This window comes from Sphingomonas sp. OV641 (assembly GCF_900109205.1).
In the GTDB taxonomy this organism is placed as follows: domain Bacteria; phylum Pseudomonadota; class Alphaproteobacteria; order Sphingomonadales; family Sphingomonadaceae; genus Sphingomonas.
Genome location: NZ_FNZB01000001.1, coordinates 2,117,985 through 2,143,163, shown reverse-complemented (window position 1 = coordinate 2,143,163; position 25,179 = coordinate 2,117,985). Strand labels below are relative to the sequence as shown.

Here is a 25,179-nt window from a genome sequence, read left to right as displayed (position 1 = left end):
ATTCGCGTGACCCAGGCGTTGGAAACCTTTCGTGCTTTGGCGGACTCTTCGCGGCTCCGCATCCTTCGCTTGCTGCGGTCGATGGAATTGTCGGTCGGCGAATTGGCGCTGGTGCTCGGGCAAAGTCAGCCGCGTGTCAGCCGGCACGTGAAGATCCTGTGCGATGCGGGCCTGACGGAGCGTCGCAAGGAAGGCAGCTGGGTCTTCGTGGCGCTGGGTGCGCGCCGTCTGGTCGATCCGGTGCTGGCGGCGATCGACGCGCTGGATGGCGAGTTCGCCGATGCGGAGGGGGCAACCGACGCCGCCCGCCTTGCCGCCGTCCGTGCGGACCGCGCCTCGTCGGCGTCGCAATGGTTCGAGGCGCATGCCAGCGAATGGGATGCGATCCGCTCGCTTCACGTTGCGGAAAGCGAGGTGGAGATTGCCATGCAGCGGCTGCTGGGCGACGCGCCGCTCGGCCGGCTGGTCGATATCGGGACCGGCACGGGGCGGATGATCGAGCTGTTCGCGCCGCGCGCCAGCACGGCGCTAGGTATCGATCGCAGCTCGGAAATGCTGCGCATCGCGCGGGCCAAGATCGGCGAGCGCGGCCTTGCCAATGCGGAGCTGCGCCAGGCGGATCTGTATTCGCTGCCGCTGCCGGATGCCGGCGCCGACGTGGCGATTGTTCACCATGTGCTCCATTATGCGCAGCAGCCCGGCGCGGCGATCGTTGAGGCCGCCCGCGCACTGGCCCCTGGCGGGCGGCTGTTGATCGCGGACTTCGCGCCGCATGATCGGGAGGAGCTGCGCGCCCAGGATGCGCACACCCGGCTCGGCTTTTCGGATGCGCAGATCGAAGGCTGGTTCGACACTGCGGGCCTCACGGTCGAGCAGACGGAGACGCTGGAGGGCGGCGAACTGACCGTAAAGATCTGGCTTGGGCGCAAGCCGGCACCCGGCGGCATGAAACAGCCGCGTGCCACAATTCACGAGGTAGAGGCGGCATGACCCTTTCGATCAATCAGCTGGAAGAAGCGCGCCACGCGCTTGAAGCGCCGCTGTTCGCCGATGTGGCGGGCGATATCGACGTCAGCTTCGAATTCTTCCCGCCCAAGTCGGCAGCGATGGAAGCGACCTTGTGGGATTCGATCGCGACGCTGTCGCCGCTCGGCCCTCGCTTCGTGTCGGTCACCTATGGCGCGGGCGGTTCCACGCGCGAGCGCACCCATGCCACCGTGGCGCGGATCGCCCGCGAAACCGCCGTGCCGGCCGCCGCGCACCTGACCTGTGTCGAGGCGACGCGCGACGAAATCGATGCGGTGGCGGACGAATATTGGTCCGCCGGCGTCCGTCACATCGTTGCCCTGCGCGGCGATCCGCCGCGCGCGGGGGAGCGCTATGCGGCGCATCCGGGTGGCTATGAAAACGCTGCCGCGCTGGTCGAGGGGCTGCGTCGGCTTCACCCGTTCGAGATCTCGGTCGCCTGCTATCCCGAATGCCATCCCGATTCGTCGGACGCTGCGGCCGATCTCGACAATCTGAAGCGCAAGATCGACGCCGGGGCGACCCGCGCGATCAGTCAGTTCTTCTTCTCGCCGGACGTGTTCTTCCGCTACCGCGATGCCGTCGCTGCGGCCGGGATGGACGTGGAGATCGTGCCCGGCATCATGCCAGTCAGCAATTTCGCGGCGGTTCAGCGCATGTCGGCGATGTGCGGGACGGAGGTTCCGGCGTGGATGGGGCGGCTGTTCGCCGGGCTCGATGATCTGCCCGCCGCGCGTCAGCTCGTTTCGGCGACGCTCGCGGCGGAGCTTTGCCGCAAGCTGTATGCCGGCGGGGCGAAGCAGTTCCACTTCTATACCCTGAACCGCGCCGAGCTGAGCTTCGCCATCTGCCATCTGCTCGGCCTGCGGGCGAAGCCGGATGCGGTGCGCGCGGCGGCCTGAACGAACAACCGGCCCGGATCACGCTGGACCGCGCTGGGTTGCGTGATCCGGTCGCCGGCGGCGGTTACGCCGCCTCGGGCACCCGCATCGCCTCGGCCGCGATGGCGATGCTGCGCTTGCGCGCCTCGTGATCGTAGATGCTGCTCGTCAGCATCACCTCGTCCACCCCGGTGCGCTTCACGAAAGCGGCGATCCCCGCTGCCACATCGTCCCGGTCGCCGATGGCACTGCATGACAGGACCGAATCCAGGATGCGCGCGTGCATCGGAGGCAGCGATTCGCGATAGCCGGGAACGGGCGGCCTCATCTTGCCCGGATTGCCGGTGCGCAGCGCCACGAACTGCTGCTGCTGCGAACTGGCGAGCAACTCGGCCTCCGCCCGCGTGTCGGCCGCGAAGACGTTGAACCCCGCCATTGCATAGGGCCGATCGAGCTGCGCCGAGGGGCGGAAATCGCGGCGGTAGATGTCCATCGCCTGATCGAGCGCATCCGGCGCGAAGTGCGAGGCAAAGGCATAGGGCAGGCCGAGCATCGCGGCGAGCTGCGCCCCGAATAGCGAGGAGCCGAGGATCCACAGGTCCGGCTTCGCCCCAGCGCCCGGCGTCGCGACGATGCCGGTCCGCCCGTCATTGGCGAAATAGCTCTGCAGCTCCACCACATCGTTCGGAAAAGCGTTGGGATCGCTGTCCAGCGTGCGGCGGATCGCACGCGCCACGCGCTGGTCGCTGCCCGGCGCACGGCCCAGGCCAAGATCGATCCGTCCGGGAAACAGCGCGTCCAGCGTGCCGAACTGTTCCGCAATCTGCAGCGGCGCATGGTTGGGCAGCATGATCCCGCCCGCGCCCACGCGAATGGTACGCGTCGCCGCCGCGACATGCGCGATGACGACGGCGGTCGCGGCGGAGGCGATCCCCTCCATGCCGTGATGTTCGGCAACCCAGTAACGGTTGAAGCCATGCGCCTCGGCATGGCGGGCCAGGTCGGCCGCATTGGCGAGCGCGCCGGCGACGGTGCCGCCTTCGACGACGGGGACGAGATCGAGCAGCGAATATCGGGTCATGCCAGGGATGTGGGCCGGCGAGTTGCACTTCGCAACCAGCCCGCGCTTCGCTCTGCCCAAGCTCTGCTATGCCGGGCAGTGCCGCTTCTTGCGCCGCCAATCTCCTCTTCGCACGGACAAGGGAGGATTGGCTTGCCGAACCTCGCCCCGCTTCGTAACCAGCGCGGCATGACGCCAGGTATCCCCCCGGATCTCGCCCATGTCCGCGCCTGGATCTTCGATCTCGACAATACGCTATATCCGTCCAGCGCCGATCTCTTCGCACGCATCGACGTGAAGATGACGGACTATATCGCCCGGCTGCTCGGAGTGGACCGGGTCGAGGCGCGGCGTATCCAGAAGGCCTATTTCCTTGGGCACGGCACGACGCTCGCCGGGCTGATGGCGGAGCATCACGTGGATCCGCACGACTTTCTCGCCTTCGTGCACGATATCGAGATGGACGTGCTGGAGGAGAATGTTCCGCTCGCCGCCGCCGTTGCCAAGCTGCCCGGCCGCAAGGTCGTCTTCACCAATGGCGATGCGCCTTACGCGACGCGGGTGCTGGAACGGCTGGGCCTGGGCGAATCGTTCGAGGCGATCCACGACATCCACGCCATGGATCTGGCCCCCAAGCCCGCGCCCTCCGCTTATGCGGGCCTGTGCGCGGCGCTGTCGATCGATCCGGCGACCGCGCTGTTCGCCGATGATATGGCGCGCAATCTTGCGCCGGCAAAGGCGATCGGCATGACCACCGTCTGGGTCGACAATGGCTCCGAACAGGCCGCCGATCCGGACCGCAGCTTCATCGACTATACCACGCCCGATCTGACGGCGTGGCTTGAAGGAATATTGGAATCGGCATGAGCGACCTCGAAGCAATCATCGACGCGGCGTGGGAAGACCGCGCGCAGATCGGCCTCACCACGGCGGGCGAGGTGCGGATCGCGGTGGATCGTGCGCTCGCGCTGCTCGATTCCGGTTCGGCGCGCGTCGCGGAGCCTAATGGCAATGGTGGCTGGCGCGTGAATCAGTGGCTGAAAAAGGCCGTGCTGCTGTCCTTCCGCCTGAACGACAATGCCCTGATCGATAATGGCCCGGGCGCGGGCCATTGGTTCGACAAGGTACCGTCGAAGTTTTCCGGCTGGAGCGAGGTCGAGTTCCGCGCCGCCGGTTTCCGTGCCGTTCCCGGCAGCGTGGCGCGCCGCGGCGCCTTCATCGGCAAGGGCGCGATCCTGATGCCCAGCTTCGTCAACATCGGCGCTTATGTCGGCGAGGGCACGATGGTCGACACCTGGGCGACTGTCGGATCGTGCGCGCAGATCGGCAAGAACGTGCACCTGTCGGGCGGCGTCGGCATCGGCGGCGTGCTTGAACCGCTCCAGGCCGATCCCGTGATCATCGGCGACGGCGCCTTTATCGGCGCGCGTTCCGAAGTGGCCGAGGGCGTGCGCGTCGGCGAGGGCGCCGTGCTGTCGATGGGCGTGTATCTGGGCGCCTCCACCAAGATCATCGATCGTGCCACGGGCGAGACGTTCATCGGCGAGGTGCCGCCTTATGCCGTGGTCGTGCCCGGTTCGACCGGCGGCGGCAACCTTGGGCTGTATTGCGCGGTGATCGTGAAGCGCGTCGACGAGCGCACCCGGTCCAAGACCAGCATCAACGAACTTTTGCGCGACTGAACGGCGAATGCGGGGGGAGGCGCAAGCGGCGCCTTTCACCCGCTGCCGCAGTCCCGGATTTGACCGACCTGGCCTGGACCCCGGCGAAGGCCAGGGTCCAGTTCGGAAAGTGGCAATGATTGCCGCATCGCCCGCCAGTTCGCCTCGCAACTGACCCCAGTCGACCCCACCAGCCCCGCTTACCCTGGGCTAGTCGACAGGCGCGCCTCGCCAATCCCGGTGCGAACGGAGGCATCGGGCCATGCCCGTCGAAACCGGTCGGGTCGGACCGAACTTTCAACCTCCAATCGGCAGGCCCAAGCCCCGCATCCCCGCTGTCCCGAGATGAACGCGACGTTGTGTCAGGTTCATGCAACCTGCGTCAGTAGCGCACGTTACGGTCGCGTACCTGTTTCATGACGTCCGTATTCTTTTTGAGGGAGTGTAAAATGCGTAAGTTGATGCTGGCGCTCGGCGCCTCCGCGATGGTTCTGCCGAGCCTCGTAGTCACCACCACCGATGCGGATGCGCAGCGCCGCTACAAGTATCGGGAGTGGAAGGGCAATGACGGCCGCTGGCGTTGCCGCAAGCCCGATGGCACCACCGGCCTGATCGTCGGCGGCGTTGCCGGCGCGCTGCTCGGCCGCACCATCGACACCCGCGGCGACCGTACGCTCGGCACGCTCGGCGGTGCTGCGGTCGGCGCCTTGGCCGGCCGCGAAGTGGAGCGCGGCACGAGCGAACGTCGCTGCCGCTAATCACGGTTCAATCAATCTGATGTCGGGGCGCGATCGTGATGGTCGCGCCCCGCACGCGTGAGGAGAAGATCAATGCCGACACGCAATGGTTCCGCCCGGTACGAAGGTCTGGGAAAAGATGGCAAGGGCTGGGTGTCGACCCAGTCGGGTGCACTCAGCGAACAGCCATATGGCTTCGCCACCCGGTTCGAAAACGAACCCGGCACCAATCCCGAAGAGCTGATCGCCGCCGCACACGCCAGCTGCTTCACCATGGCGCTCAGCTTCGCGCTTGCGGGCGCCGGACACCATGACGGCTCACTGGAAACCAGTGCCAAGGTGACGGTGGAAAAAGATGGTGAAGGTTTCACCATCACCAAATCGGCATTGGATCTCCACGCCAAAGTTCCGGGAATCTCGCCGGACGACTTTGACCGGATTGCCGCGGAAGCCAAAAAGAACTGTCCTGTTTCCAAGCTCTTGAATGCTGAAATTACTCTGTCAATCACGCTGGACGCGTGACTTTCGGTAAGATGAACGAGACGTAGTTTTTCGTTCACGCAACTTACCACGCTGATCGAAGGTTGTTGCGGCATAGTCAGTGAGGAGTTGTTCCATGCGTATCATTCTTGCCGCCGCACTGGCCGCGACGACTGTCACCGCCCTTCCGGTGCAGGCGCAGGCCAACCGGGAGTATCGCGAGGACATCCGCGATGCCCGCCGCGATTACCGCGATGATATGCGGCGCGCAGACTCGCGGCGCGACGTGCGCGACGCGCAGCGGGATTATCGCCGTGATGTGCGGGACGCCCGCCAGGACTGGCGCCGCGATCGCCAGCAGTGGCGCAGCTTCGATTACAACCGCCTTCCCCCGGGTCAGCGCCGTTATTACGCCGACAATTTCTATCGCGACGGCCGCTATTATCAGCAGCGTCGCCTGAGCCGCAACGACCGGGTCTATCGCGGCTATAACGGGCGTTACTACTGCCGCCGCTCGGATGGCACCACGGGCCTGATCATCGGCGGCATCGGTGGCGGTGTGCTCGGCAGCCTGCTGGCCAATGGCGGGTCCAACACGCTGGGTGCGCTGATCGGTGCGGGTGCCGGCGCTCTGCTGGGTAGCTCCGTTGATCGCGGCCAGGTGGTCTGCCGCTAACCCTTTCTGCCGGATGTAACGGCGCGTACCTTGGGCCCGGTGAGCAATCGCCGGGCCCTTTGGCATGTGGCGTTTGGAGCGGGAATATGCAGGTGACGAAGGCGCAGGGCATTGTCGGCGCGATCCTGGCGGGTGGGGCTGCCAGCCGCTTCGGCTCGGACAAGGCGATGGCGTTGCTTCAGGGCGTGCCGCTGATCGATCATGTCGCCACCGCTTTGGCGGCACAGGCCGACACGCTGGTGGTGGTGGGCCGTCTGCACGGCCCGCTGGTCAGCGTGCCCGATCATCCCGTGCCTGGCCTCGGACCACTCGGCGCGATTGCGGGCGCACTGCGCTGGGCACGGGCGAATGGCTATGCGGTGGTGCTGAGTGCGCCCTGCGACGCGCCGGTGCTGCCGTCCGATCTCGTGCCATTGCTGGGCGGGGAGGGCGCAGCCTATGTCGCTGCGCTTCCCGTGCTCGGCTGGTGGCCCGTAACGCTGACGGATCATCTCGCCACCTGGCTGGCGACGGATCAGCCCCGCGCCGTCCGCCGCTGGGCGTCAGCGGTGAACGCACGCGCGGTGACACTGCCGACGGTGCCGCCGAACGTGAACACCGCGGCGGATCTCGCGGCGCTCGACCGCTAGCTCAGGCGATCCAGCGCCAGATGCCCGCCGGCCACCCCGCAAGCGGAATATGCGCCCAGCTCGCCGCGAGCCATACGACCGTCCCGCCGGCCAGCGCATGCATGCCGATCTTGCCCATTCGCGCGCGACCGCCGGCAATGGCGGCAAACGGCCAATAGCTCGTCCGCCGCTCCCACTCGCGCCAGAAGTCGGGCTGCAGCCGCTCCTTTTTCCGGTCCTGCAGATGCGCGCCGACCAGCGCGAGCACGATGATCGCCAGCGCCAGCACGATGTTCGACGGGTCGGGAAAGACGAGGATGTGGACCACGCCCCACAGGGCAAATCCCCACATCATCGGATGGCGGGTGATCGCAAATACGCCGCGCGCCTCGGGCACGCTGCCCGCCGCGGCTTGCGGCAGGGCCGGGTTGCGGATCAGCGATCCCATGAACAGGATGGCGCCCGCCAGCATCAGCAGGGTGCCGATTGCCCACAGAATGTCGCCGACCGGCCAGAGCGGCACAGCGGGCGGCGCGGTGCGATAGGCCAGCGCCAGCCAGCCGAGCGTCACCGCGGCAACCAGGCTGTAGATGCCCAGAAAGCCCCTCTCGCCGACGGCACCCACGATCGGTCGTCGCAGCGGGTGCGACAGGAGGAAATGGGTTCCTACGAACGCCAGTGCTGCCGCCACGACATTACCCATCGGTGCCTCTCCCGCCGGTTGATCCTAGGCCTTGATCTCCTCGCCGCCACTCCGGTGTGTTCCGGAGCGGCGGGTTTGTGCGTGGTGGCGGAACGCGCTCAGTGCCGCGTCTCCCCGCGGGTATCCAGCCCGGCCGCCTCCGGCTGGGCGAGTTCCGCCTCGCCCGCCATGGCATGATCCACGTCATCGCGCAGCGTGTCGAGGTGCATCCAGCGGCGCACCAGCGGGCTGAGCGCGAGGACGGCCGCCGCGATGCCGATCGTCCACCAGCCGATGGTGGAATAAACCGCCAGGGTCGCCTCCTTGGTCATCTCGCCGCTTTCGCCGCCGGTCGCTTCGCCGATCTTGCCGGCCACGAAATTGCCGACTGCGGTCATGTAGAACCAGGCGCCCATGATCAGGCTGGCGAGGTGCTTGGGTGCCAGTCGGTTCATCGCGCTGAGGCCGACGGGCGAGAGGCAAAGCTCACCGGTGGTCTGCAGGAAGTAGATGGCGAACACGAAGAACACCGGCGTCGCAACTTCCAGGCCGACGCTCTGCGCGCCCCAGACGAAGACAAGGAAAGACAGGCCGACCTGAACCAGCGCAAGGCCGAATTTGGCCGGCGCCGACGGCTCGAGGCCGCGTTTGCCCAGGAAAACCCACAAACCGGCGAAGATCGGGCCGAGCAGCACGATGTAGATCGGGTTGATCGACTGGAACAGCGACGCCGGCACGCCGCCACGATCGACATAGCGGTCGGTGTACAGGTTGAGGCTGCCGCCAGCCTGTTCGAACAGGCCCCAGAAGACCGGGTTCAGCGCGATCAGGAACAGCACCGCGAACATCCGGTCGCGCGCATGCGGCTCCAGCTTGAAGCTCTCGAACAGCACGTAGCCGAGCATGGCAATGCCGGAAATGATCAGCAGCGTCTGGATAACATCCTGATATTGCACCAGGGCCCAGATAACCGCGACCGAAGCGAGGCCGACGCCATAGAGCGACCATTCGGTTCGCGCCGCCAACGGCCGGGGCGCCTCGCCCTTGCCCAGCAGCAGCGGCTTGCCCAGGATGAACACGATAAGGCCCGCCAGCATGCCGACGCCCGCCGCGCCGAAGCCATAGGCCCAGCCATAGGTCTCGCCCAGCCAGCCAGCCATGATCGTGCCGATCGCCGCGCCGGTGTTAATGCCGATGTAGAAGATCGTGTACGCACCGTCGCGGCGCGTGTCGGTCAGCGGATAGAGCTGGCCCACGATCACCGAGATGTTGGCCTTCAGGAAGCCGGTGCCCACGATGATGAAGGCCAGCGCCAGCCAGAAGATGTTGATCGCCGCCGAACCCTGGCCGCCATCGCCTTCCACCGCCATCAGCAGGTGCCCCAGCGTCAGCATCACGGCGCCGAACGTCACCGCCTTGCGCTGCCCCAGGAATCGATCGGCCAGATAGCCGCCCAGCACCGGGGTGATATAGACCAGGCTGGTATAGGCACCGTAGATCAGGTTGGACTTGCCGTCATCGAACAGCCAGTGCTTGGTCAGATAAAAGATCAGCAGTGCCCGCATGCCGTAATAGGAGAAGCGCTCCCACATTTCGGCAAAGAACAGGACGTACAGCCCTTTGGGATGACCCAGGAATTCCGGGCCCTTCTTGACGACGCCGGCGACACCGCCGGCCAACAGGATCGCAAGGAAGCCGAATGCGATCAACGGGATGATGGGCAAGAATACGCTCCCCGATGGTACGATGCCGGGGGAAACGGGGCCCCCCTAAAGGAATCAACCTAGCGCGCAAATCGGCAAGACCAAAGCAGTTGTTGCGATTGCAACGACCGCGCTGGCGGTCCCAAGCCGCTACTCTTGCCTTACCGGGCGCGAAACAACCCGCCCAGCACGCCGCGCACGATCGAGCCCATCAATCCGCCGCTCGCCCTCTTGCGGCCGGAGCCGAATACCTGTCTGCCCAGCTCATTGGCCACCTGGCGCCCGATCGAGGAGCCGGCCGCGCGGGTGGCGGAGGCGATGGCCTGATTCCACGGGGAGGCGCGCTGCTCGCGCTCGGCAGCGCGGGCCGCACTGGCGTCCGCTTTGTCACGCCCGTCCGCTGCCTTGCCCGCCTCTGCCTGCTCGCGCTCCTGCACGGCTTGCGCAGTGCGCGCGGCGAGCAGTTCTTCGGCGGATTCGCGATCCACCGCCTGATCATATCGGTCGCCGACCGCGTCCGTGCTCAGCAGGATGCTGCGCTCCTCTGCCGTTATCGGTCCCACGCGACTGGCCGGCGGACGGATCAGGCAGCGTGTAACAGGGGAGGGCGCGCCGTCCGGCTGCAACAAGGACACCAGCGCCTCGCCGATCTTCAGCTCGGTGATGGCAGCCGCCACGTCAATCCCGGGGCTAGCGCGAAAGGTGGTGGCCGCGCTGCGCACCGCCGCCTGATCGCGCGGCGTGAAGGCGTTCAACTTGTGCTGGATGCGGTTGTTGAGCTGCCCCGCCACCGTATCGGGAATGTCGATCGGGTTCTGTGTGATGAAATAGACGCCGACCCCCTTGGATCGGATCAGCCGCACCACCTGCTCGATCTTGTCGACCAGCGCTGGCGGGGCGTCGTCGAACAGCAGGTGCGCTTCGTCGAAGAAGAAACACAGCTTCGGGCGATCGGGATCGCCGATTTCGGGCAGGGTTTCGAACAATTCCGACAGCAGCCACAGCAGGAAGGTGGCGTAGAGCTTCGGCGCGGCCATCAGCCGGTCCGCGGCCAGAATGTTCACCACTCCGCGCCCGCTGTCGTCGGTGCGCAGGAAATCGGCAAGGTCGAGTGCCGGCTCGCCGAAGAAACGCTCGCCGCCCTGGCTGCGCAGCTGCAGCAGCGCACGCTGGATGGCGCCGACCGACTGCTTCGATACATTGCCGTAGGTGCTGGTGAGTTCGCGTGCACGCTCCGCGCAATGCGCCAGCATCGCCTGCAGGTCATCAAGATCGAGCAGCAGCAGGCCGTCTTCGTCCGCGACATGGAAGGCAATGGTGAGCACGCCTTCCTGCACCTCGTTCAGCCCCAACAACCGGGCGAGCATCACCGGGCCCATTTCCGATATGGTGGTGCGGATCGGGTGGCCCTTTTCGCCATACAGGTCCCAGAATTGCACCGGCGCCTCGGCGTAGTGCCAATCTGAAAGGCCGATGGCGCTCGCGCGCTCGGCAAAGGCCGTGTGCGCCTTGGCGAGCGGCGAGCCCGGCATGGCAAGCCCGGCGAGGTCGCCCTTCACATCGGCGACGAAGCAGGGAACGCCTGCGGCGGACAGGTTTTCGATGATGCCCTGCACGGTCACGGTCTTGCCGGTGCCGGTTGCGCCCGCGATCAGGCCGTGCCGATTGGCCAGGCGAAGGTTCAGCTGCTGCGGATTGGCGCCGTTCTCGCCTGCGCCGATGAAGATCGTGTCGCCCATGTCACCCTCCCGCCCTTGATCTTTTCTATGATCTCGCGCCCGCTCATGTCGAGCCGTTCGCCGCCTGCTGACCGGCAAAGAAAAGGGGCCCCGCACCGTGGTGCGAGGCCCCCATATCCGTTCGCTGCTATCGCGCTTACTTGAGCTTGACGGCGATGAACACGGCCGGGTTGCGACCGCGGACCACCGACAGCAACACCTGCGGGCGGCCGGCGGCCTTGGCCTGCTGCACCCCGCGGGCGACATCGGCCGGCGTGCGCGCCGGCACCGAATTGACCGATACGATCACGTCGCCGCGACGCAGCTTCTGGCCGGCGTCGCTGGTCGCATCCACCGCACTGATCACGACACCCTGCACGGTGGAGTCGACACCCACCTGACGCGCGATCGCCGGGGTGAGCGGCTGCACCGTCACGCCGATGCCATTGGCATCGCCGGCCGCCGGTGTTTCCGATTCATCATTCTCGGAGAAGCTGTCGTCATTGCCGAGCTGCTGGGCGAGCTGCTCCTCGGCCGGGCGAACCGCCGTGGTGACCGTCACGCTGGTGGGGCGGCCATCGCGGATCACATCCAGCTTCGCCTGCTCGCCCGGCGGCACATTGGCGACCAGGTACGACAGCGTCGTATCGGGCGTCACCTGCGTACCATTCACGCGCGTCACCACGTCGCCTGCGCGCAGGCCAGCCTTGGCGGCCGGGCCACCCGGCTCGGCGCGGGCGATGATCTCGCCCGAATCCTTCGGGAGGTTCAGCGCCGCCGCGATATCGTCCGTCAGGCGCTGGATGCTGACGCCGATATAGCCGCGCTGTACCGCCTTGCCCTTCATCAGCGTGTCGATGATCGGCTTGGCGTCCTCCGCCGGAATGGCGAAGCCGATGCCGATGTTGCCGCCCGACTGGGAGAAGATCTGGCTGTTGATGCCGATCACTTCGCCGTTCAGGTTGAACATCGGCCCGCCCGAATTGCCCTGGTTGATCGAGGCGTCGGTCTGGATGAAGCGGTCATTGGCACCGCCCTGGCCGGTCACGCGGTGAACGGCGGAAACGATGCCCGCCGTCACCGTGCCGCCCAGGCCGAACGGATTGCCGATCGCCACCACCCAGTCGCCGACGCGCGCACGCGCCGAGTCGCCGAACTTCACGTACGGCAGCGGGCTCTTGGCATCGATCTTCAGCAGCGCGAGGTCGGATGCGGCGTCGCGGCCGATCAGCTTGGCCACATATTCCTTGCGGTCGGGAAGGGTGACGCGGATCGCCTCCACCGTGGCGCGGCTGTTGCCCGGCGCGACCACGTGATTGTTGGTGACGACATAGCCGTCCGGCGAAATGATGAAACCCGACCCCAGCGATTGCGCCTCGCGGGTGACGGGCGCGCCATTCTGGCCGCGACCACCACCAAACTGACCGAAGAATTCGGCGAAGGGCGTGCCGGAGAACGGGTTTGCCGGCTGCGCAACCGTCACGCGCTGGTCGGTGGAAATGTTCACCACAGCCGGCTGCAGCTTCGCCACCATGTCGGCGAAGCTCATCGGCGCGCCGGCGCGCGGCGCAGTGGCCTGGATCGAGCCCGGCTCGTTCTGCGCGCTTTGCGCTGTTGCCGGATTTTGCAGCGCAAGCGAGGCGGCCGTGCCGCCAAGGAGTAGGGCACCAGTGAGGGCGTAGGCGTAACGCACGATCGTCATGTTCCTCTCGTTTGGCCGGGTCCGGCCTAACCGTTGGATAATGCCGCCCGGTCGATGAACGGCGTTTGAATGTTCAATGAACCAGGCGCGTCCTCGTTGCCGACCTAACGGCCGTTGAATTCCTTCAGATAGGCATTGTCGCGGCTCATGATAATGCTCGTCGACCCTTCCGGACGCGGGCCGCCGTCGGCGCCGAACGTGTGCCGGTAGGACTGCATCGCGCGGTAGAAGTCATAAAAGCCCGCATCCTTGCTGAACGCCTCGGCATAAATACGTGCGGCGGTCGCATCGGCTTCGGCGCGAACGATCTGCGCCTGCTTCTGGCCCTGGGCGCGGATCGTGTTCGCCTCCTGCTGGCGCGCGGTGCGCATCCGCTGCAGCGCGCTGTCGAGCGGGCTGCCGTCGGGCAGGTCCGCATGCTTGATGCGCACGTCCACGATCGTGGCGCCATATTGGCGGGCGTCACGCTGCAACGACGCCTGGATCGCATCCATCACCTTGCCGCGTTCCGGGCTCAGCAGCACCGCAAACGGCACCTTGCCAAGCTCGTTGCGCAGCGCCGTGCCGAGCAGCGGGCGAAGCTGATCCGCGACACGCTCCTCGGTGTTGGAGGTGCTGCCGGTGGAGGTCACGGCGCGCAGCGGATCGACGATGCGAAAGCGCGCAAAGGCATCCACGTTCAACCGCAGCTGGTCGGTGGAAAGCACCAAGGTATTGTCGAGATCGGCGTCCAGCACGCGCTTGTCGACCCACACGATCTTGTCGATGAACGGGATGCGCGCGATCAGGCCGGCGCCCGTACGACCGATCACCTGGCCGGGCTGATATTGGTTCACCGGCTGGCCCACCGGATTGTTGAGCCGCAGCACGACGGCCTGCTTGGTCTCCGGCACGATCGCGAAGGTCATGGCGGCGAGGATCGCGGCGGCCAGCGCCAGAAAGGCGATGGCAACCGGATTACGGGTCACGCCGCTCATCGTGCGCCTCCCTGCGGCTGGGCAACGTCAACCTGCGGTTCCTGCAGCTTGCGCGCGCGATCCAGCGGCAGCAGCGGGGCGACGCCCGGCGTTTCCACGATGGTCTTGTCGGTCTTGGCCAGCACGGCCTCCATGGTCTCGTAATACATGCGGCGGCGCGTCACTTCGGGCGCAAGACGATATTGTTCGTACACCTTGTCGAACGACGCGGCCTCGCCCTGCGCCCGCGCGATCACCTGCTGCGAATAGCTGCGCGCGTTGTTGAGATTGGCTACCGCCTCCTGCTGCGCCGCGGTCACCGCGTTGAAATCGTCGATCAGGCTGGCCGGTGCCGCCGCCTGGCGGATCGACACGCCCTGCACGCGCACGCCGGCGTTATAATCGTTCAGGATCTGCTGCATCATCTGCGCGACCCGCGCCTCGATGTCGGTCCGGCCGGCGCCGATCGCCTGGTTCAGCGTGGTCGTCGCCAGCACGGCGCGCATCGCGCTTTCGGCCGTGGCGCGCACGGTTTCCACCGGATCCTTGATCTCGAAGACGAAGTCGCGCGGATTATCCACCCGCCAGCGCACGGTATAGGCCAGGTCGATGATGTTCTGGTCGCCCGTCAGCACGTTTTCGCTGCCGTCGCGCGGAAATTCATCCACGCGCACCGCTTCCACGTCCACCTTCTGCACCGCCACCAGCGGCGCCGGCAGCGTCAGGCGGAAGCCCGGCTCCAGCATGCCGGAATAGCGGCCCAGAAACGTCACCACGCCGCGCTGCTGCGGCCCGATCTGGTGGAGCGAGGTGAAGATCACCCACACGGCCACCACCAGCGCCAGGCCGATCAGCCACAGGTTGCGCGGATTGGTGCCGAGCGGCAGCTGCGGGCCGCCGCTGCCACCGCCAGAGCCGCCGCCGCGCGCCTTTTTGAGGAACTCGTCCAGGGCGGTCGGCTTGGCCGCGCCCTTTCGACCGCTGGGCGGCACCGCCCAGGGGTTGCGCGGCGCACCGCCATTGTCGTCGCCACCGCCGCCGCCCCAGGGTCCGTTGGAGGAGTCGTTCATCAGGATCGAAGGTCGGCGCAGCCACTGTGGCAGGATGGTCATGTCAGTCTTTATAGGTGTCCTGTCTGCGAAAAACAGTGCCCACTCGGCCGCGAAGGGCGTAACGGCCCGTGGTCATGGATCAGAATGACGTGAAACAGGCGGTAGCCGCCGTTGCCGGCGCGCGCGCCACGGTGCGGGTCGAGGGTGAGCGGGTCGGCGTGGTGCTGGACGCCACGGGGCTGGACGCAAAGGCGCGGGATGCGCTGGAGGCGGCCGTCCGCATGGCGGCGGGCCCGGCCGCGCGGGTGGTGGTAACGGCGGAGCGCGCCAGCCGAAAGCTCATCGCGGTCGCCAGCGGCAAGGGCGGTGTCGGCAAGTCCACGCTCGCGGCGAACCTAGCGATTGCGCTTCGCCAGCATGGTCGCCGGGTCGGGCTGGTCGATGCGGACATTTACGGTCCCTCGCAGCCGCGCCTGATGGCGGCGGAAGGGCAGCGGCCGGAGGCGAAGGACAAGGTGCTGTTGCCGGTGTCGACGCCTTATGGGGTGCCGATGCTGTCGATGGGCCAACTGATCGAGCCGGGCAAGGCGATCGCCTGGCGCGGGCCGATGGCCGCCGGTGCGCTGGGGCAATTGGTGGAGGCCGATTGGGGCGCCGCCGACACGTTGGTGCTGGATCTGCCGCCGGGCACGGGGGACGTGCAGCTGACGATGATCCAGAAATATCGCCCCGCCGGCGCGGTCATCGTCTCCACACCGCAGGATCTGGCGCTGATCGATGCGACGCGCGCGATCGATCTCTTCAACAAGGCGGGCGTGCCGATCATCGGTCTGGTCGAAAACATGGCCGGCTATGTCTGCCCGCATTGCGGCGAGGCGTCCGACCCGTTCGGCCAGGGCGGCGCGGAGGCGGCGGCGCGCGATCTGGGCGTGCCGTTTCTGGGTCGTGTGCCGCTGACCATCGGCATCCGCACCGCTTCCGATGCCGGGCGTCCGCCGGCTGCCGAGGCGGACGACGCGATCTTCCGCCCACTTGCTGGGCGGGTTGCCGACTGGCTTGAAACCGGCGGGGGCGGCGCGCGTTAGCAAAGGACCGGTCGTGCCGTATGCATCAGGGCTGCGGCACGAGCGGACCCCGGCGAACGGCTCCTTTGCACGGGATGCCGTGAACGGGTCCACCCACGTGTCGAAAGGCCCATCATGCCCCTGACCGCCGATGCCGACATCAAGGCGCTGCTAGAGGAAACGCGCACCATCGCGCTGGTCGGAGCTTCGGACCGTCCCGATCGCCCGAGCTATGGCGTGATGCGCGAATTGCAGGCGCACGGCTATCGCGTGATCCCGGTCAACCCGCAGATCACCGGGGAGCATGTTCACGGCGAATATGTCTTTCGCGAGCTTTCCCAGATCGGCGAGCCGATCGACATGGTCGATATCTTCCGCCGGTCGGAAGCGGCGGGCGATGCGGTGGATGAGGCGATCGCCGCCGGCGCGAAATTCGTCTGGATGCAATTGGGCGTCATCAACCAGCAGGCGGCCGCGCGTGCGGAAGCGGCGGGGCTGAAGGTCGTCATGGACCGGTGCCCTGCGATCGACATCCCGCGCCTGGGCGTGGCACGGATCGAGAGCTAGGCGCCGGTCGACCGGTCCGTGCCGCTTCCGCTCGGCTGCACAAGGAAGATGCCGGCGCACGTACCTTCCGTCGAAGCCATGTCGCCCCCTTTCTCCCTCTGGTTCCGGTCGCCGCGCCAGCAAACAGCCGGGTTGTCGAACGTGAATTCACCTTGTCGCCCGGTTGGACGTGCCGCATGCAGGGGTGAGAACCGGCAACAAGCCGGCGCAAGAGCTTAGGAGGGGGCGACATGGACGAACCGATCACCCAGGTTCATGGCCGTGCCGGGCAGCGCGATCTGACCAAAGGTCCGATCGGCTCGGCGCTGCTGATGTTCGCGCTTCCCACTCTGGCATCCAATGTTCTGCAGTCGCTGAACGGCTCGATCAACACGATCTGGGTTGGCCGCTTCCTGGGCGAAGGCGCGCTGGCCGCCACGTCCAACGCCAATATCATCATGTTCCTGATGTTCGGCGCCGTGTTCGGCTTCGGGATGGCGGCGACCATCATCGTCGGCCAGAGCTGGGGCCGGCGCGATGTGGAGGCGGCGCGACGTGCCTTTGGCTCCGCCATCGGGCTGGTGCTCGCCGGATCGGTGATCGTGGGCACGCTGGGCTGGATCTTCGCGCCTGAAATCCTCGTCGTCCTCGCCACTCCGCCGGACGCGTTCGAGCCGGCGCTGGATTATCTGCGCGTCATCTTTCTCGCGCTGCCGCCGTCCATGCTGCTCGTGCTCATGTTCATGGGTCTGCGGGGCACTGGCGATTCCGTCACGCCCTTGTGGTTCATGGGGCTTGCCGTTCTGGTCGATGCGGTGATGAACCCGCTGCTCATCGCCGGCATCGGGCCGTTTCCCCGCATGGGCATCGCCGGCTCCGCCACGGCTACCCTGATCGCCAATATCGTCGCGCTCGGCGCGCTGGTGGCGTGGATCGCGTGGCGCGATCTGCCGCTGCGGTTGAAGGGCGCGGAGATCCGCTACATCCTTCCCGAGCGCGAACTGGTGCGTACGATCGTCGGCAAGGGCGTGCCGATCGGCGCGCAGATGCTGGTCCTGTCGGTATCGGCGCTGGCAATGGTCGGGCTCGTCAATCGCAGCGGCATCGATACCGTCGCGGCCTATGGGATCGTGCAGCAGCTCTGGGGCTATGTTCAGATGCCCGCCATGGCGATCGGCGCTGCCGTGTCGGCGATGGCGGCGCAGAATATCGGTGCCGGCCGCTGGGATCGCGTCGCGCGGATCACGCGTGCCGGCCTCATCTACAATATCCTCATCACCGGCGCGACGGTGGCGCTGGTGCTGTTGTTCGACACGGTGATCATCGGCCTGTTCATTCCGGGCGGCAGCCCGGTCGTGCCGATCGCGCAGCATATCAACCTGCTGGCGACCTGGGGCTTCATCATGTTCGGCGCGACCATGGTGCTGTTCGGCGTGATCCGCGCCAATGGCGCCGTTTGGGGGCCGCTGCTGATCATGACGGTCGCCATGTTCCCCGTTCGGCTTGGGGTCGCCTATGCGCTGCTGCCGCTGATCGGGTCGGATGCGCTGTGGTGGAGCTTTCCCGTGGGGTCAGGGGCAAACGCCCTGCTGGCGGCGCTCTATTACCGCTTCGGCCGCTGGCGGGAGGGCGGCCTGCTCGTCCCGGAGGAGCATTGCGAGGAGCGGAGCCACGCCGATATCGAGCCCGCCGGCACGCTCAAGCCGGCGGTCTAGCCACCGCCTGGGCGCTGCCCGATCAGCCCGCCTGCTGCTGCGCCTCGCGCGGCACCATCACGCGTATCGCTCCCGGCGCGATCCGCGCCCGTACCGGTGTGTGCGCTAGCACTTCGCCGTCGATCGAGATCGGCAGGCTGGGGCGGGTGTCGATCTTCAGCTCACGGCCGGAGAAGGTGACCGTGTCCTGGTGCCGTGCTGCAAGGCCAAGGATGTTGGCAAACCAGTTCTTCAGCAGCGTGCGGCGATACCGGCCGGTGACGGCCTGCACCACGATCTGCCCCGAATCGACCTTGGCCTCGTCCACCAGCCAGGTGCCGCCATGATACGGGCCATTGGAGATGCGCACCTCCACCACCCGCATTCGCTTTTCCTCCGTTCCGTCGTCCACCGTCAGGATGAATGGTCGGAAGCGCAGATATTGTAGCCCGGCCCAACCTAGATAGCCGATCCGCCCAAGCACCTTTTTCAGATTGTGCGGCACCGTTTCGGCAATCTGCGGCGACAGGCCCATCGCCGCGCAATTGGCGAAATAGTCGCCGTCGATCATGCCCAGGTCGATCCGCTTCGGCACGCCCGTCGCCAGCACTTCGATCGCGCCGTCCACGTCCAGCGGCAGGCCAAGGGTGCGGGCGAAGCTGTTGGCGGTGCCAAGCGGCAGGACGCCAAGGATCACGTCTTCGCCAAGCAGCAGATCGACCAGACCGCTGACCGTCCCGTCACCCCCGCCAAGGATCACTAGATCCGGTTTCTTCGACAGCGCATGACGGACGGTCCGTTCCAGGTGCTTGGGCTTCTGAACGGCATGGGCGTCGACGGTGAAAGGCAGCTCTTCCAGCCGCTTGCACGCGCGCCGGAATAGCTTCTGTCCCTTGCGTGACTTGGCGTTGACGATCAACGCGGCCGACCGGATCTCGCTCATGCCGCCCCAACGCACGGCAGGCCGATTCGCCCCCGTAACGCTTGCGCGGGGCGTATCGCGGGCGCAAGGCAGCGCCATGCACGCTTCCTTTCCCGCGCTGCGCATGCGCCGCACCCGTGCCGCCGACTGGAGCCGGCGGCTGCATCGCGAAACGACGCTGACGCCCGCCGATCTGATCTGGCCGCTGTTCGTCACGGAAGGGCAGGATACGGAGGAGCAGATCGCCAGCCTGCCGGGCGTGTCGCGCTGGTCAGTCGACCTCATCGTCGCGCGGGCGAAGGAGGCACGGGCGCTCGGCATCCCCTGCCTGGCGCTCTTTCCGAACACGCCGGCGGCGCTGCGCACGGAGGATGGGCGCGAGGCGCTCAATCCCGACAATCTGATGTGCCGCGCGATCCGTGCGATCAAGGATGCGGTCCCGGATATCGGCATCCTCACCGATGTCGCGCTCGATCCTTATACCGCGCACGGCCACGACGGGCTGGTGGATGCGGCCGGCTATGTGTTGAACGACGCGACGGTCGAGGCGCTGGTCGGCCAATCGCTCAATCAGGCGGCGGCCGGCGCCGATATCGTCGCCCCGTCGGACATGATGGATGGCCGGATCGGCACCATCCGCGCGGCGCTGGAAGGGACCGGCCACCACAATGTCCAGATCATGGCCTATGCCGCCAAATATGCGAGCGCCTTTTACGGCCCATTCCGCGATGCGGTCGGCAGCCGCGGCCTGCTGAAAGGCGACAAGAAGACGTATCAGATGGATTACGGCAATGCGGAGGAAGCCCTCCGCGAAGTCGCGCTCGATCTGGCGGAGGGGGCGGACAGCGTGATGGTCAAGCCCGGCCTGCCGTATCTCGACATCGCGCGCCGCGTGAAGGAGCGGTTTGAGGTGCCGGTGTTCGCCTATCAGGTGTCCGGCGAATATGCGATGATCGAGACGGCGGTGGCGGCCGGCGCCGCGGATCGCGACGCGATGGTCCTGGAAACGCTGACGGCGTTCAAGCGCGCGGGTTGCTCGGGCGTCCTCACTTATCACGCGGTGCACGCCGCACGCTTGCTCGGTTGATGGCTGACGCGTCTCTTGCTCCGGTGGCGATCGAGACCGGCCGCTTGCTGATGCGTGTGCCCCAGGCGGAGGATCGCGCGCCGCTCCACGACATGTGGGCGGATCCGGCGGTCATGGCCGATCTCGGGCCGCTGAAGAATGCGGCGGAAAGCGACATGGCGATCGCGCGCCACGCCTCTTACGCGCCGCTCGGCTTTCGTGCCCTGGTGCTCCGCGAGGGTGGGGCGACGATCGGTTTTTGCGGGCTGAAGCCGGGGGCCCCGCACACCCCGATCGCGGGCATGCTGGAAATCGGCTGGATGCTCGCGGTGCCGTTCTGGGGGACCGGCTATGCGCGCGAGGCGGCTGCTGCCGCGATCGCCTGGGGCTGGGCGAACCGAACAGAAGACGCGATCGTGGCCATTACTGCCGAGAGCAACGCGAAAAGCCGCTTGCTGATGGAGCGGCTCGGCATGGCGCATGATCCCGCGTCAGACTTCGATCACCCGCTGTTCGCCGTGGATGATCCCCGGCGCCGCACCGTGACCTACCGGATCTCCCGCCCCGCCGGGCTGTAAGATCGACCGACAGTCCGGCAGAGCGACCACCGCTTGCGTGCGCCGCCCTCAGCCGCCGTTGCGCTCCACCGATTCCAGGATGCGCCCGCCCGCCATGAAAACCGCGATCGGGCAGACGGAAAACAGCAGCCAGCCGCCGACGCCGGGATAGTCGTGGAGATAGTGCACGCCGCGCTCCGTCGCGCCCAGGCCCAGGCCATAGATCACCATGAACGCCTCGAACTTCGTCTTGATCGTGAAGAGCCGGGCGATCTTGGTAAACATATCGTTAACGAAGCAAGTGCCGGGCCAGTGGCGGATTTCCGCCACTTGGCGCCGGCCGGCCACCGTCAACTGTTAAGCAATCCGACAAGGTCGAGCGCTTCGTAGAGCGCGCGGTGCGCACGGCCCACCTGCGCGATCACGCCCGGGTCGCCGATCGCATCGGGGGCGATCGCCTCGGGCCAGTGCCCGGCGATGACATCCGCGATCCGGTCCAGCTTTGCCGCGTCGACCAGGAATCGCGGATCCACCAGCGCCGGGTCGCAGGCAACGCGTAGCCGCAGGCACGCGGGGCCGCCCCCGTTCGCCATGGACTCGCGCACGTCCACCACTTCAACCGCGCGGATCGGGCCATTGCCGGCAAGGTGATCCTGCAGCCATGACCAGACCGCGGCATTGCCGCGCGCTTCAGCCGGAACGATGAGCGTCTGCGTACCCCCGCTCGCCGTGACCAGCTGTGCGTTGAACAGATAGGATTGGATGGCATCGGCCAGGCTGACACGGTCGGCCGGCACTTCCACGATTTCCACCTCGGGCAACAGGCGGCGGAGGTCGGCGAAGAAGCCCTGCCGATCGGCAAAGGCCTGTTCGTGGGCGAACAGGACGCGTTCGTTCGCCACGGCGACCACGTCATTGTGAAAGGCGCCCGCGGCGATGGCCTCGGGCGATTGCTGCACGAAGAGGGTGCGACCGGGATCAAGCCGATGCGCCCGGGCGACCGTTTCCGAGGCATCGCGATGCTGCCGGGCAGGGAAGGGGCCGCCGCTTTCGCCATAAACGAAGACCTCGACGGCGGGCGCGTCGTGCCGCGCGCAAAGCCGCATGTGATTGGCCGCGCCCTCGTCGCCGAACGGGGCGGGTACGGGCGGGTGAACCGCGAAATGCGGATTGGCGAAGGCCAGCCGCAACTGCGCCAGCGTCGCCGGCCATTCATGGCTGCGGTGGGGCATGGTGACGAGGTTCGCGACGGTGAGGTGGCAGCGGCCGTCCCCGGTGTCTGGCGCGGGCGAGACGGTGGCGGCATTGGCGGCCCACATCGGCGAGGCGGAGAAGGCGCGCGCCTTCAAATGCCCAGGGGCGCCGGCGTAATCCAGGTGGAGCGCGGCGAGCCAGGCATGATCCGGGCGGGCGTGCGGCAACAGGATGCCTTGCGGCAGCCCCAGCGCCAGATTGGCGCGCATCTTGGCGATTCCCTGCAGGGCCGCGGCGCGCGGATGCGCCGTGGCGCCGGCGTTGCGGGTGGCGGCCAGATTGCCGGGGCTGAGGCCGGCGTAATTGTGGCTGGGCCCGACGATGCCGTCGAAGTTGATTTCCTGCATCATGAAGGCTTTCGTGTCCCGATTTGCCGTGGCGTCGCCGATCAGATCCGTGCCACGTGGAGCACCCGCGACGCGTCGGTCGCGCCGATCGCATGGGCGCAATCCGGATCGATCACCACCGTTTCTCCGTCGCCGCGCACGTTGCCGAAGGCGCAGCGGAAATCGGAAAGGTGCCCGTGCGCCACCAACGCCTCGGTGCCGCCATCCCGGTCCACCGCGCCAACGCGCGCCTCCTGGGCTTCGCGGATCGATCGCACCGCGTCGATGCGCGCCGTCATGGTCGGGCCGCCATCGAAGATGTCGATATATTTTTCGAACGCGAACCCTTCATTCTCCAGCATCCGCATCGCCGCCCGCCCCGACGGATGGGGCAGGCCAATCGCGGCGCGCGCGGTTTCGGACAGCATGGCGGTATAGATCGGATGCTTGGGCATCAGGTCGGCAATGAACTGATGACCGTGGATCGCATTGAAGGCGTCGGCATCCTGGAAGTTCATGCCGAAGAAGCGCCCGGCCAGCCCGTCCCAGAACGGGGATCCGCCCGCTTCGTCGATCACCCCGCGCAATTCGGCCAGGATGCGCTCGCCGAACCGCTGGCGATGCGCCCTGATGAACAGGTAGCGGCTGCGCGCCAGCAGCAGGCCGAGCCCGCCTGCGCGCTCCCCCGGGTGCAGGAACAGGCCGCCCACCTCGCTTGATCCTTCCAGATCGGTGGTCAGCGACAGCATTTCGGCGCGAAAGGTCCGGTCCAGCTCGCGGCTGTGCTGGGTCAGCATGCTGATGCGATAGCTGTAGAAGGGGTGCCGCTGTCCGACCTGGGTGAAGATCTGGCAGGTGCCGCGCACCTCGCCCGTGGCGACATTCTCCAGGATCAGGACGAACAGCTCGTCTTCGACGCTTGGCTCGTCGCGGCCGAAGGCGGCATGGCTGCGATCCAATTTGGCGCGCAGCGCGCTGCGATCCGGCGGCAGGTTGGTGAAGCCGCCACCGGTCAGCTTCGCCATCTCGTAAAGGTGCGCCAGATCCTCGTCGCGCGCCGCGCGAACCACGAAAGTCACAAGCCGTTCTCCGCCAGTCGCAGGATGGTGACGGCCGACAGTCCAGCGCGCTCGGCGAGGCTGTCGACGATCAGATATTCGTCCGCTGAATGGATCGCGCCGCCACGCACGCCCATTGTGTCGATCACCGGCGTGCCGGCGGCGGCGATGTTGTTGCCGTCGCATACCCCGCCCGTGTCGCGCCAGGTAATGGGCACGCCCAGGTCCGTGCCCACCGCTTGCACCAGGCCGAACAGCCGTGCCGCGCCAGCGTCGATCGGCTTGGGCGGCCGGTTGAAGCTGCCATGCACCTCTATCTGCACATCGTGCGCCGCCGCGACCTCGGCCACGGCGGCGTCGATGGCTGCCTGTGCGCGCGCGATCTCCGCAGCGTCGGCGGGGCGGAAGTTGACGCGCAGCACCGCCAGGTCCGGTACGACATTGTTCGGGCCGCCGCCGTCGATCCGCGCCGGGTTCACCGACAGACGCGGGCTCTTGGCGGCGTTCAGCGCCAGCGCCAGCGCGGCGGCGGCGACTATGGCATTGCGCCCGTCCTGCGGATTGCGCCCGGCATGGGCCGAGCGTCCGCGCACGACGATCGAGAAATTGCCCGTGCCCCCACGCGCGCCGGCCAGGGTGCCGTCGGGCAGGGCTGGCTCATAGGTAAGGGCGGCGATCTTCCCGCGGGCGGCGTCTTCGATCAGCCCGGCGGAGGAGAAGGAGCCGGTTTCCTCGTCGGAATTGATGATCACGTCATAGCCGATCGGGCATCCGGCCGCCTCCACGGCCTCCAGCGCCGCCAGCATGACGGCAAGCCCGCCCTTCATATCCGCCACGCCGGGGCCGTTGACCGTCCCGTCCGGCCGATCGGTCAGCACCTGGAATGGATGATCCGCCGGGTAGACCGTGTCCATATGGCCCGTCAGGAGCAACCGGCGCGCCGCATCGGGCCTGACGGACAGGTGGAGGTGACGGCCGTGTGTCACCGCCGACACCGTTCCGTCGACTGCCACGCGCTCCGCCGCGACCGGCTCCACCAGCCGGAGCGCGCCGGGCAGCGCGCTGAAGGCGTCCGCCAGCATCCCCGCCATCGTGGCGAGCCCGGCGATGTTGCCCGTGCCGCTGTTCACTGCCGCCCAGGTGCGCGTGCGCAGGAGCATGGGCGACGCGCTTGCAGCCGCGACCGCGCGTTCTTCAACTTGGCTCAACGCTGTCATGGTCGTGGTTGCTAGCGGATGCCCGGAACCCCGGCCACCCCCGTGAACTTGCGAGTGATTCTCACGGGTCCGATGCCTTGCCCCCTCGGTTCAGCGGGCCTAAAGCGGCGCCCGAAATCCCGTTCGCACGTGCGGGAGAAGTCCCAGAGAGAGCGTCATGGTCGACCTGTCGCAATATCTGCCGATTCTGATGTTCCTGGCGGTCGCGCTGGTTCTGTCGTCGGCATTCGTATTTCTACCCATGGCCGTGTCGCGCCTGACCGGTTCGCACAAGCCGACGGTGGAAAAGCTGAGCGAATATGAATGCGGTTTCCCCGCATTCGAAGACAGCCGCGCGCAGTTCGACGTGCGATTCTATCTGGTTGCGATCCTGTTCATCATCTTCGATCTCGAGGCCGCCTTCCTATATCCTTGGGCAGTCAGCGTGTTCGATCTCGGCTGGACCGCCTGGATCAGCATGATGATCTTCATTGGTGAATTGGCGCTCGGGCTCGTTTACGCCTGGAAGAAGGGCGCACTGGATTGGGAATGAC

26 protein-coding genes are annotated in these 25,179 nt (G+C 66.9%); 14 read left to right on the top strand and 12 right to left on the bottom strand.

Translation table 11 applies throughout. From position 1 onward, the window contains the following. Positions 1-6: 6 nt before the first annotated feature. Both BMX36_RS10225 and metF read left to right on the top strand, forming a co-directional pair. A complete protein-coding gene (locus BMX36_RS10225) occupies positions 7-990 on the top strand; it encodes an ArsR/SmtB family transcription factor (RefSeq protein WP_066775505.1) in 984 nt (327 codons plus the stop codon). After that, entirely contained in the window at positions 987-1,928 is a 942-nt protein-coding gene (metF, locus tag BMX36_RS10220; RefSeq protein WP_093064869.1) for a methylenetetrahydrofolate reductase [NAD(P)H], read from the top strand. Before BMX36_RS10225 ends, metF begins: the two co-directional genes overlap by 4 nt. Before the next feature lie 64 nt (positions 1,929-1,992). Here metF and BMX36_RS10215 read toward each other — a convergent pair whose 3' ends face one another. Continuing rightward, positions 1,993-2,988, bottom strand: coding sequence for an LLM class flavin-dependent oxidoreductase (locus tag BMX36_RS10215; protein WP_093064867.1), 996 nt, complete (start codon positions 2,986-2,988; stop codon positions 1,993-1,995). Between the two features lie 180 nt (positions 2,989-3,168). Between BMX36_RS10215 and BMX36_RS10210 the strand changes: the two genes are divergently transcribed. The 6 genes from BMX36_RS10210 to BMX36_RS10185 all read left to right on the top strand — a co-directional run bounded on the left by BMX36_RS10210 (position 3,169) and on the right by BMX36_RS10185 (position 7,150). Next, the gene (locus tag BMX36_RS10210) at positions 3,169-3,834 is read left to right on the top strand and encodes a pyrimidine 5'-nucleotidase (protein WP_093065485.1); all 666 of its coding nucleotides are present in this window, start codon (positions 3,169-3,171) and stop codon (positions 3,832-3,834) included. After that, a complete protein-coding gene (gene dapD, locus BMX36_RS10205; protein WP_093064865.1) occupies positions 3,831-4,649 on the top strand; it encodes a 2,3,4,5-tetrahydropyridine-2,6-dicarboxylate N-succinyltransferase in 819 nt (272 codons plus the stop codon). The genes BMX36_RS10210 and dapD overlap by 4 nt, the downstream gene beginning before the upstream one ends. Before the next feature lie 428 nt (positions 4,650-5,077). Further along, a complete protein-coding gene (locus tag BMX36_RS10200; protein WP_066775515.1) occupies positions 5,078-5,386 on the top strand; it encodes a glycine zipper 2TM domain-containing protein in 309 nt (102 codons plus the stop codon). Between the two features lie 72 nt (positions 5,387-5,458). Beyond that, positions 5,459-5,887 (top strand): OsmC family protein, encoded by a 429-nt coding sequence (locus BMX36_RS10195; RefSeq protein ID WP_093064863.1) that lies wholly within the window; start codon positions 5,459-5,461, stop codon positions 5,885-5,887. Between the two features lie 94 nt (positions 5,888-5,981). Then, the gene (locus tag BMX36_RS10190; RefSeq protein WP_093064861.1) at positions 5,982-6,521 is read left to right on the top strand and encodes a glycine zipper 2TM domain-containing protein; all 540 of its coding nucleotides are present in this window, start codon (positions 5,982-5,984) and stop codon (positions 6,519-6,521) included. A gap of 86 nt (positions 6,522-6,607) precedes the next feature. Then, positions 6,608-7,150 (top strand): molybdenum cofactor guanylyltransferase, encoded by a 543-nt coding sequence (locus BMX36_RS10185; RefSeq protein ID WP_093064859.1) that lies wholly within the window; start codon positions 6,608-6,610, stop codon positions 7,148-7,150. A gap of 1 nt (position 7,151) precedes the next feature. Here BMX36_RS10185 and BMX36_RS10180 read toward each other — a convergent pair whose 3' ends face one another. The 6 genes from BMX36_RS10180 to hflK form a co-directional block, all read right to left on the bottom strand. After that, positions 7,152-7,832 (bottom strand): NnrU family protein, encoded by a 681-nt coding sequence (locus BMX36_RS10180; RefSeq protein WP_093064857.1) that lies wholly within the window; start codon positions 7,830-7,832, stop codon positions 7,152-7,154. Between the two features lie 98 nt (positions 7,833-7,930). Beyond that, entirely contained in the window at positions 7,931-9,490 is a 1,560-nt protein-coding gene (locus BMX36_RS10175) for a peptide MFS transporter (RefSeq protein WP_231731687.1), read from the bottom strand. A 185-nt stretch (positions 9,491-9,675) separates the two neighbouring features. Then, positions 9,676-11,253 carry a helicase HerA-like domain-containing protein gene (locus BMX36_RS10170; RefSeq protein ID WP_093064853.1) on the bottom strand — a complete coding sequence of 526 codons (1,578 nt, stop codon included), beginning with the start codon at positions 11,251-11,253 and terminating at the stop codon, positions 9,676-9,678. A gap of 136 nt (positions 11,254-11,389) precedes the next feature. Further along, a complete protein-coding gene (locus BMX36_RS10165) occupies positions 11,390-12,925 on the bottom strand; it encodes a Do family serine endopeptidase (RefSeq protein WP_066775545.1) in 1,536 nt (511 codons plus the stop codon). Between the two features lie 113 nt (positions 12,926-13,038). Beyond that, positions 13,039-13,911 (bottom strand): protease modulator HflC, encoded by an 873-nt coding sequence (gene hflC / locus BMX36_RS10160; protein WP_093064851.1) that lies wholly within the window; start codon positions 13,909-13,911, stop codon positions 13,039-13,041. After that, positions 13,908-15,002 carry a protease modulator HflK gene (gene hflK / locus BMX36_RS10155; RefSeq protein ID WP_066775531.1) on the bottom strand — a complete coding sequence of 365 codons (1,095 nt, stop codon included), beginning with the start codon at positions 15,000-15,002 and terminating at the stop codon, positions 13,908-13,910. Before hflK ends, hflC begins: the two co-directional genes overlap by 4 nt. A gap of 74 nt (positions 15,003-15,076) precedes the next feature. On the opposite strand from hflK, the gene BMX36_RS10150 reads away from it, so the two are divergent. From BMX36_RS10150 to BMX36_RS10140, 3 genes are all read left to right on the top strand, one after another. Next, on the top strand, positions 15,077-16,027 hold the full coding sequence (locus tag BMX36_RS10150; RefSeq protein ID WP_066775533.1) for an Mrp/NBP35 family ATP-binding protein: 951 nt from the start codon (positions 15,077-15,079) through the stop codon (positions 16,025-16,027). 114 nt (positions 16,028-16,141) lie between these two features. Then, positions 16,142-16,573: a CoA-binding protein gene (locus BMX36_RS10145; RefSeq protein WP_093064849.1), complete on the top strand. Its 432-nt coding sequence runs from the start codon at positions 16,142-16,144 to the stop codon at positions 16,571-16,573. 230 nt (positions 16,574-16,803) lie between these two features. After that, positions 16,804-18,267 carry an MATE family efflux transporter gene (locus tag BMX36_RS10140; protein ID WP_093064847.1) on the top strand — a complete coding sequence of 488 codons (1,464 nt, stop codon included), beginning with the start codon at positions 16,804-16,806 and terminating at the stop codon, positions 18,265-18,267. Between the two features lie 22 nt (positions 18,268-18,289). Here BMX36_RS10140 and BMX36_RS10135 read toward each other — a convergent pair whose 3' ends face one another. Next, entirely contained in the window at positions 18,290-19,189 is a 900-nt protein-coding gene (locus BMX36_RS10135) for a diacylglycerol/lipid kinase family protein (RefSeq protein WP_093064845.1), read from the bottom strand. Between the two features lie 76 nt (positions 19,190-19,265). Here BMX36_RS10135 and hemB point away from each other — a divergent pair, with 76 nt between their 5' ends. Both hemB and BMX36_RS10125 read left to right on the top strand, forming a co-directional pair. Beyond that, positions 19,266-20,255, top strand: coding sequence for a porphobilinogen synthase (hemB, locus tag BMX36_RS10130; protein WP_093064843.1), 990 nt, complete (start codon positions 19,266-19,268; stop codon positions 20,253-20,255). Next, positions 20,255-20,812 carry a GNAT family N-acetyltransferase gene (locus BMX36_RS10125; protein WP_093064841.1) on the top strand — a complete coding sequence of 186 codons (558 nt, stop codon included), beginning with the start codon at positions 20,255-20,257 and terminating at the stop codon, positions 20,810-20,812. The genes hemB and BMX36_RS10125 overlap by 1 nt, the downstream gene beginning before the upstream one ends. A 48-nt stretch (positions 20,813-20,860) precedes the next feature. Here BMX36_RS10125 and BMX36_RS10120 read toward each other — a convergent pair whose 3' ends face one another. The 4 genes from BMX36_RS10120 to BMX36_RS10105 form a co-directional block, all read right to left on the bottom strand. Then, on the bottom strand, positions 20,861-21,076 hold the full coding sequence (locus BMX36_RS10120) for a hypothetical protein (RefSeq protein ID WP_066781851.1): 216 nt from the start codon (positions 21,074-21,076) through the stop codon (positions 20,861-20,863). A gap of 65 nt (positions 21,077-21,141) precedes the next feature. Then, the gene (locus tag BMX36_RS10115; RefSeq protein WP_093065483.1) at positions 21,142-22,395 is read right to left on the bottom strand and encodes an N-succinylarginine dihydrolase; all 1,254 of its coding nucleotides are present in this window, start codon (positions 22,393-22,395) and stop codon (positions 21,142-21,144) included. A gap of 38 nt (positions 22,396-22,433) precedes the next feature. Then, on the bottom strand, positions 22,434-23,450 hold the full coding sequence (locus tag BMX36_RS10110) for an arginine N-succinyltransferase (RefSeq protein ID WP_066781548.1): 1,017 nt from the start codon (positions 23,448-23,450) through the stop codon (positions 22,434-22,436). After that, positions 23,447-24,589: a hydrolase gene (locus tag BMX36_RS10105; protein WP_256210722.1), complete on the bottom strand. Its 1,143-nt coding sequence runs from the start codon at positions 24,587-24,589 to the stop codon at positions 23,447-23,449. Before BMX36_RS10105 ends, BMX36_RS10110 begins: the two co-directional genes overlap by 4 nt. 214 nt (positions 24,590-24,803) lie before the next feature. On the opposite strand from BMX36_RS10105, the gene ndhC reads away from it, so the two are divergent. Continuing rightward, positions 24,804-25,178, top strand: coding sequence for an NADH-quinone oxidoreductase subunit A (gene ndhC / locus BMX36_RS10100; RefSeq protein ID WP_066781545.1), 375 nt, complete (start codon positions 24,804-24,806; stop codon positions 25,176-25,178). The last annotated feature ends 1 nt before the right edge of the window (position 25,179 follow it).

Bases quoted from the DNA above. Each gene is read 5' to 3' on its own strand.
- metF (WP_093064869.1), top strand. From the start codon at position 987: ATGACCCTTTCGATCAATCAGCTGGAAGAAGCGCGCCACGCGCTTGAA.
- BMX36_RS10215 (WP_093064867.1), bottom strand. From the start codon at position 2,988: ATGACCCGATATTCGCTGCTCGATCTCGTCCCCGTCGTCGAAGGCGGC.
- dapD (WP_093064865.1), top strand. From the start codon at position 3,831: ATGAGCGACCTCGAAGCAATCATCGACGCGGCGTGGGAAGACCGCGCG.
- BMX36_RS10200 (WP_066775515.1), top strand. From the start codon at position 5,078: ATGCGTAAGTTGATGCTGGCGCTCGGCGCCTCCGCGATGGTTCTGCCG.
- BMX36_RS10195 (WP_093064863.1), top strand. From the start codon at position 5,459: ATGCCGACACGCAATGGTTCCGCCCGGTACGAAGGTCTGGGAAAAGAT.
- BMX36_RS10190 (WP_093064861.1), top strand. From the start codon at position 5,982: ATGCGTATCATTCTTGCCGCCGCACTGGCCGCGACGACTGTCACCGCC.
- BMX36_RS10185 (WP_093064859.1), top strand. From the start codon at position 6,608: ATGCAGGTGACGAAGGCGCAGGGCATTGTCGGCGCGATCCTGGCGGGT.
- BMX36_RS10180 (WP_093064857.1), bottom strand. From the start codon at position 7,832: ATGGGTAATGTCGTGGCGGCAGCACTGGCGTTCGTAGGAACCCATTTC.
- BMX36_RS10170 (WP_093064853.1), bottom strand. From the start codon at position 11,253: ATGGGCGACACGATCTTCATCGGCGCAGGCGAGAACGGCGCCAATCCG.
- hflC (WP_093064851.1), bottom strand. From the start codon at position 13,911: ATGAGCGGCGTGACCCGTAATCCGGTTGCCATCGCCTTTCTGGCGCTG.
- hflK (WP_066775531.1), bottom strand. From the start codon at position 15,002: ATGACCATCCTGCCACAGTGGCTGCGCCGACCTTCGATCCTGATGAAC.
- BMX36_RS10150 (WP_066775533.1), top strand. From the start codon at position 15,077: ATGGATCAGAATGACGTGAAACAGGCGGTAGCCGCCGTTGCCGGCGCG.
- BMX36_RS10145 (WP_093064849.1), top strand. From the start codon at position 16,142: ATGCCCCTGACCGCCGATGCCGACATCAAGGCGCTGCTAGAGGAAACG.
- BMX36_RS10140 (WP_093064847.1), top strand. From the start codon at position 16,804: ATGGACGAACCGATCACCCAGGTTCATGGCCGTGCCGGGCAGCGCGAT.
- BMX36_RS10135 (WP_093064845.1), bottom strand. From the start codon at position 19,189: ATGAGCGAGATCCGGTCGGCCGCGTTGATCGTCAACGCCAAGTCACGC.
- hemB (WP_093064843.1), top strand. From the start codon at position 19,266: ATGCACGCTTCCTTTCCCGCGCTGCGCATGCGCCGCACCCGTGCCGCC.
- BMX36_RS10125 (WP_093064841.1), top strand. From the start codon at position 20,255: ATGGCTGACGCGTCTCTTGCTCCGGTGGCGATCGAGACCGGCCGCTTG.
- BMX36_RS10120 (WP_066781851.1), bottom strand. From the start codon at position 21,076: ATGTTTACCAAGATCGCCCGGCTCTTCACGATCAAGACGAAGTTCGAG.
- BMX36_RS10115 (WP_093065483.1), bottom strand. From the start codon at position 22,395: ATGATGCAGGAAATCAACTTCGACGGCATCGTCGGGCCCAGCCACAAT.
- BMX36_RS10105 (WP_256210722.1), bottom strand. From the start codon at position 24,589: ATGCTCCTGCGCACGCGCACCTGGGCGGCAGTGAACAGCGGCACGGGC.
- ndhC (WP_066781545.1), top strand. From the start codon at position 24,804: ATGGTCGACCTGTCGCAATATCTGCCGATTCTGATGTTCCTGGCGGTC.